Raw genomic sequence first — 6,373 nt, forward strand, 5'->3', positions numbered from 1 at the left:
GTCAATGGACGATCCGCGCATCAAAGCCAAACGGTCGCCGCGGCTGCCCGCGGGCGTCAATGGACGATCCGCGCATCAAAGACGGCGCCAAATGCTGCATCACGGACCCGGATTCAGGGGCGGGAGCAGAACCGACGGCCGAAGGTCCATCACGAAAGCCAGCGGGTTGACGTAGTCTTCGCCGCGGCGGACGCCCCAGTGGAGGCAGGGCGGGGCCGGGCCGCAGTGGCCGGTCTGCACCTGCCCCAGGACATCGCCCTCCGCCACGGCGGACCCTGCCCTCAGTGAACTCGCCACCGGCTCGAAACTGCTGCGCAGCCCGTTGCCGTGATCGATCGTGATGACCGGCCGGTCCACCACCGTCCCGACAAAGCTCACCGTCCCGGCGGCGGGCGACTTGAGGGGGGCGCCATCGAAGGCCGCCTCAAGATCGACGCCGCGGTGACCGCTGAGCCACGGCTTGGCCGGGGGATCGAAGGCGCGGAGCACCGCCGGCCGCGGGCTCAGCGGCCAGCTCCAGGCAGGCGCAGGGACCGGCCCCGCCCTCGGGGAGCCCCGGCCGGAGGAAATCGCAGCCCGGGCGGTAATGTCGGGGTAGCCGGTGGCTGTGGGGCCGGACCGGGCGGCAATGGCGGGGTATCCGGCGTCTGTGGGGCCGGAGCGGACGGCGGCAACGACGGCGTCTGTAGCGTCGGCGTCGGCGGCGGAGGCATGGGCAGCGGCGGAGATATCGGCGTCGGCGGTGATGGGGGGAGGTGCCAGGAACGTGGCCAGGAACAATGCCGCCAGGAGCTGTGCTGCCAGGAGCAATGCCCGCGGGCCAAGTGGGAGCTTCATGGCCCCAGCCTGTCAAGGCAGCACCCCGGGCGGAATCTCCCGCCATGGCTATGTGGATAAGGTGCCCGCCAGCCCCCGCCAAAGCCCCCGAACCCCGCACCGCTGCCGTGGCAAAACCGTCCTCCCGGGCGGGGTCGCTGTAGTACACTTGGTGGAGCAGTTTGCTGTGCCCTCACGCTTGTAAGTCGCGATATTCGTGATTGCCGAAGCCGGCACGCCTCATTCAGGGGTGCGGGGGAGCAGCAGCTGACTACGCGTATCCAGCCCTCCTCAAAAGAAGCCTGAAACTTCCGATGCGGAGGACTGCGCCTCCTGCGGTCCGTTCCACATGGCATGTCCATATGGCGCGGATGGGAAGCGCAGTGGATGCCAGGAGCAACGCCCGCCCCGGGCGAATGCTAAACAACCGTCAACTATTGGCAGGGTAAGAGGGCCATGGGCTCTCTCATGAATGACCTGCCGGAAGGAGCGTCGGCATGCCCGTCGTAACTATGCGCCAGCTGCTTGACAGCGGCGTCCACTTTGGACACCAGACCCGCCGTTGGAACCCGAAGATGAAGCGCTTCATCTTCACGGAGCGCAACGGTATCTACATCATTGACCTGCAGCAGTCGCTGTCCTACATCGACCGTGCCTACGAGTTCGTGAAGGCCACCGTTGCACACGGCGGCACCGTTCTCTTCGTCGGCACCAAGAAGCAGGCGCAGGAATCCATCGCCGAGCAGGCCACCCGCGTTGGCCAGCCCTACGTCAACCAGCGTTGGCTCGGCGGTATGCTGACCAACTTCCAGACGGTCTCCAAGCGCATCCAGCGCATGAAGGAACTCGAAGAGATCGACTTCGACGACGTCGCCGGTTCGGCTTACACCAAGAAGGAACTGCTGCTCCTTCGCCGCGAACTCACCAAGCTGGAAACCAACCTCGGTGGTATCCGCAACCTGACCAAGGCGCCGTCCGCGCTGTGGATCGTTGACACCAAGAAGGAACACCTTGCTGTCGACGAGGCCAAGAAACTGAACATCCCGGTTGTGGCCATCCTGGACACCAACTGCGATCCCGACGAAGTCGACTTCCCGATCCCGGGTAACGACGACGCCATCCGCTCCGTCAACCTGCTGACCCGCGTTGTCGCCGACGCCGTTGCTGAGGGCCTCATCGCCCGTAACCAGCGCGCCACCGGGACCACGGAAGCTCCGGAAGAGCCGCTGGCCGAGTGGGAGCGCGAGCTCCTCGAAGGCAACAAGGCTGAAGCTGCCGCAGCACCCGCCGCTGAGGCTGCACCGGCTGCAGACGAAGCACCGGCCGCCGAAGCTGCTCCGGCTGCTGAGGAAGCGCCCGCTGCTGTTGAAGCACCGGCTGCCGACGAAGCCAAGTAGTCAGACAAGTAAATCTGGATCTCCCCACATGCGCTCAGCTGCATAGGGGGTACCGACAGGATGGCCGCTCACTCGGTGAGCAGCCGTCCTGTCGGTCCGTACACCACATAAATTTCTAGACAGAGGGGTTCACATGGCGAACTACACTGCCGCTGATATCAAGGCTCTGCGCGAGCGCACTGGCGCCGGCATGATGGATGTCAAGAAGGCTCTTGACGAAGCCAACGGTGACGCCGAGAAGGCCATCGAAATCATCCGCATCAAGGGCCTGAAGGGCGCCACCAAGCGCGAAGGCCGCTCCACCGCCGAAGGCCTGGTTGCCGCCAAGGTCGCCAACGGCGTCGGCGTGATGATCGAAGTCAACTGCGAGACCGACTTCGTCGCTAAGGCTGACAAGTTCATCCAGCTGGCCGACAAGGTCCTGGCTGTGGCCGTCGAGTCCGGCGCTGCCGACCTCGAGACCCTGCTCGCCACCGAGGTCGACGGCAAGCCGCTGTCCGAGGTCGTCATCGAAGAAGGCGCCGTTCTGGGCGAGAAGGTTGTTGTCCGCCGCGTCTCCCGCATCGAGGGCGCCACGGTCGACGCTTACCTGCACAAGACCTCCAAGGACCTCCCGGCCCAGGTCGGCGTGCTGTTCGCTGTTGACGGCGAAGGCGAAGCGGCTGCCACCGCAGCCCACGACGTCGCCGTTCACGTCGCCGCCATGGCTCCGAACTACCTCACCCGTGAGGACGTTCCGGCCGATCTCGTCGAGTCCGAGCGCCGCATCGCCGAGGAAACGGCCAAGGCCGAGGGCAAGCCCGAAGCTGCGATGACCAAGATTGTCGAAGGCCGCGTTACCGGCTTCTACAAGGGCGAGGTCCTCGTTGACCAGGCATTCGCCAAGGATGCCAAGAAGTCTGTCGCACAGGTCCTCGAAGAAGCCGGCGTCAAGGCAACTGCCTTCACGCGCTTCCGCGTCGGTTCCTAGTCAGACTGGCCAGACACCAGTCAGGCACTAGCCAGACACGCTAAGGGGGTGGTCACCACGGTGGCCACCCCTTTTGCATGCACCCGTGAGGCACCGTTTCCGGTCACGGCCGGAATGCCTCCTTGGGCGCCCAGCACGATAACCTAACTCAGAGTTCACCAACGGGAAGGCACCATGGAAACCGTCACCACTTCAGCCCAGCCAAAGAAGAACAGGCGCCGCGTCCTCTTGAAGCTCTCCGGCGAGGTCTTCGGCGGTGGGAAACTGGGCGTCGACCCGGATACCGTCCGCGGCGTGGCCAAGCAGATCGCCGCCGCAGTTCCCGATGTGGAGGTCGCAATCGTCGTCGGCGGAGGCAACTTCTTCCGCGGCGCCGAACTGTCCCAGAGCGGCATGGACCGCTCCCGCGCCGACTATATGGGCATGCTCGGAACCGTCATGAACTGCCTCGCGCTCCAGGACTTCCTTGAGCAGGCCGGGGTGGAAACGCGCGTGCAGAGCGCCATCACCATGGGCCAGGTCGCCGAGGCCTACATCCCCCGCCGCGCCATCCGCCACATGGAAAAGGGCCGGGTTGTCATCTTCGGCGCCGGCGCCGGCCTGCCGTACTTCTCCACGGACACCGTGGCCGCCCAGCGCGCCATGGAGGTCCACGCCGACGTCGTCCTGATGGCCAAGAGCGGCGTCGACGGCGTCTACACCGCCGACCCGAAGAAGGACCCGACGGCGGAGAAACTGCACCGCCTCAGCTACGACGACGCCCTCCGCCGCGACATCCGCGTGATGGACCAGACCGCGATGACCATGTGCAAGGACAACAACCTCACAATGGTGGTCTTCGGCATGGAAGGCGAGGGCAACGTCACCCGCGCCATCCGGGGCGAAGACCTGGGCACCGTCGTCACCCCCTAGCAACGGCTAGGATGTTTTCAGGACCTTTCCGCCGCCAGGCGGAAGACAAAAGCGCCCGGCGGAATACGGCAGGCGCACAAAGAAGACGTGCCGCGCCCCGGCCCCCGGGACGCACCAATTTCTGAGGAGAGACCGTGATCGAAGAAACCTTGCTCGAAGCCGGGGACAAGATGGACAAGGCAGTTGAGGTAGCCAAGGAAGACTTCGCCTCGATCCGGACCGGCCGCGCGACGCCTGGCCTGTACAACAAGGTCATCGTCGAGTACTATGGCACGCCGACGCCGCTGCAGCAGCTGGCCTCCTTTGCGGTCCCGGATGCCCGCACCATCCTCGTCACCCCGTACGACAAGACGGCCCTGCGCGACATCGAACGTGCCCTCAGCGACTCCGAGGTCGGCGCCAACCCGTCCAACGACGGCAACGTCATCCGGATCACCATTCCCGAGCTGACGTCCGAACGGCGTAAGGAATACGTCAAGATCGTCAAGTCCAAGGGTGAGGACGCGAAGGTGTCCATCCGCAACATCCGCCGTAAAGCGAAGGAAACGCTGGACAAGCTCGTCAAGGACGGCGACGCCGGCGAAGACGAAGGCGCGCGCGGTGAGAAGGAACTCGACGCCATGACCAAGGCACACGTGGATGGGATCGACGAGCTGCTCAAGCGCAAGGAAGCTGAGCTGCTCGAGGTCTGATGAATCAGGCACAGGAGGCCTCCGGGCCGCGCGCCCGGAGGCGGGGGAAGCAGCGCGAGAACCCAACGCCCAAAGCGGGCCGGAACCTGCCCGCCGCCACGGTGGTGGGCGTAGGCATGCTGGTATGCGTCCTCGGCGGCCTGCTGTTCCTCCCGCTGGGCTTCGTCCTGGTGACCGCCACCTTTGCGATCTTCGGCGTCTGGGAGATCTTCCGTGCGCTGGAGGCCGCAGGCACCCGCCTGCCGATCGTGCCGGTGATGGTCGGCACGGTCGCCATGCCGATCGCCGCCTACTTCGGCGGCCTCGAAAGCCTGCTCTTCGCCATGCTCGTCAGCAGCGTGGCGGTGCTGTTGTGGCGGACCCTGGAGGGCGCCGCCGGTTCGGCGCGGAGCATTTTCGCAGGGGTCTTCACCCTGTCCTGGGTGCCGTTCCTGATCAGCTTTGCGGCGCTGCTGCTGCACACCGCCGACGGCGAGACGCCGGTAGGCCTGTGGCCTGACGGGGTGATTCCGGCGGGTGCGTGGGAAATCGCGACCCTGCTGCTTTTGGTGGTGGCCAACGACACCTTCGGTTACCTCGTGGGCGCCTCCCTGGGCAAGCATCCGATGGCCCCCAAGATCAGCCCCAAGAAGACCTGGGAAGGCTTCGCCGGCTCGATCGCCGGGGCCGTCGTCGTGGGCGTGCTCGCCATGATCTTCGTGCTGGGCGAACCGTGGTGGTTCGGCGTCGTGCTCGCCGTGGGCATGGTGGCAGCCGCCACCGCCGGCGACCTCGCCGAATCCATGGTCAAGCGCGAGCTCGGCATCAAGGACATGAGCAGCATCCTCCCCGGACACGGAGGCGTCATGGACCGGCTGGACTCGATTGTCTTCGCCTCGCCGGTGGCGTTCATCCTGTTCTCGGCCCTCACCGCCGCCTAGAAGCACCGGACCAGCACTTCCGGCGCCTAGAATGGTGCCGAGCAAACCAGCCGAACGGCATCAAAGGAACAAAGTAACAGTGGACATTCAACGGCAGATTCCTGCGTCTTTTGACCGCGTGCAGCGGAACCAGTATGGCTACAACGCCAGGCAGGTCGACGATTTCCTGCAGCGCGCACGGGTGTCATTCGAAGCTCCGTCCTCGGCCTCCCGCGCCATCAAGAGCTCGGACGTCCGCGCCRTGTCCTTCGATCCCGTGAAGGGCGGCTACGCCGCCGCCGGCGTGGACGCCGCGCTGGACCGGCTCGAAGACGCCCTCGCCAGGCGCGAGCGCGATGAGCTCGTTGCCGAACGCGGCGAGGATGCCTGGCTGCGCGAAATCGGCCGGCTCGCGGGCGTCCTGCGCGGGCGCCTGCACCGCCCGGACGGCCAGCGCTTCCGGCGCCCGTCCAAGCCCAAGGCCCGCAGCTACAACACCACCGACGTCGACGACCTCTGCCACGAGCTGATCGGCTACCTCGAGGAGGACCAGCCGCTGAGCGTGGACAACGTCCGGCGCGCCGTGTTCCGTCCCGCCGTGGGCCGGGAGGGCTACGAGGAAAGCCAGGTCGACGCATTCCTGGAGCGCGCCGTCGAGCTCATGGCGGCCATCGACTAGTCACGCCC

General features: G+C 65.9%; 7 protein-coding genes. 6 read left to right on the forward strand and 1 reads right to left on the reverse strand.

Annotated features, from left to right (window positions below):
* Positions 1-99: 99 nt before the first annotated feature.
* Complete coding sequence (locus AC1DHX_RS11940; protein WP_476859071.1) at positions 100-837, reverse strand: M23 family metallopeptidase; 738 nt, start codon at positions 835-837, stop codon at positions 100-102.
* 476 nt (positions 838-1,313) lie between these two features.
* On the opposite strand from AC1DHX_RS11940, the gene rpsB reads away from it, so the two are divergent.
* From rpsB to AC1DHX_RS11970, 6 genes are all read left to right on the forward strand, one after another.
* Complete coding sequence (rpsB, locus tag AC1DHX_RS11945) at positions 1,314-2,213, forward strand: 30S ribosomal protein S2 (RefSeq protein ID WP_476859070.1); 900 nt, start codon at positions 1,314-1,316, stop codon at positions 2,211-2,213.
* Between the two features lie 133 nt (positions 2,214-2,346).
* Entirely contained in the window at positions 2,347-3,183 is an 837-nt protein-coding gene (gene tsf, locus AC1DHX_RS11950) for a translation elongation factor Ts (protein WP_476849394.1), read from the forward strand.
* 174 nt (positions 3,184-3,357) lie between these two features.
* On the forward strand, positions 3,358-4,095 hold the full coding sequence (gene pyrH / locus AC1DHX_RS11955) for a UMP kinase (RefSeq protein WP_018774549.1): 738 nt from the start codon (positions 3,358-3,360) through the stop codon (positions 4,093-4,095).
* A gap of 134 nt (positions 4,096-4,229) precedes the next feature.
* Complete coding sequence (gene frr / locus AC1DHX_RS11960; protein ID WP_018774548.1) at positions 4,230-4,787, forward strand: ribosome recycling factor; 558 nt, start codon at positions 4,230-4,232, stop codon at positions 4,785-4,787.
* Entirely contained in the window at positions 4,787-5,707 is a 921-nt protein-coding gene (locus AC1DHX_RS11965; RefSeq protein WP_079551459.1) for a phosphatidate cytidylyltransferase, read from the forward strand. The genes frr and AC1DHX_RS11965 overlap by 1 nt, the downstream gene beginning before the upstream one ends.
* 31 nt (positions 5,708-5,738) lie before the next feature.
* Entirely contained in the window at positions 5,739-6,365 is a 627-nt protein-coding gene (locus AC1DHX_RS11970; protein ID WP_476900064.1) for a DivIVA domain-containing protein, read from the forward strand.
* The last annotated feature ends 8 nt before the right edge of the window (positions 6,366-6,373 follow it).

The sequence above is a fragment of the Arthrobacter sp. 05N33_2 genome, from assembly GCF_056397425.1.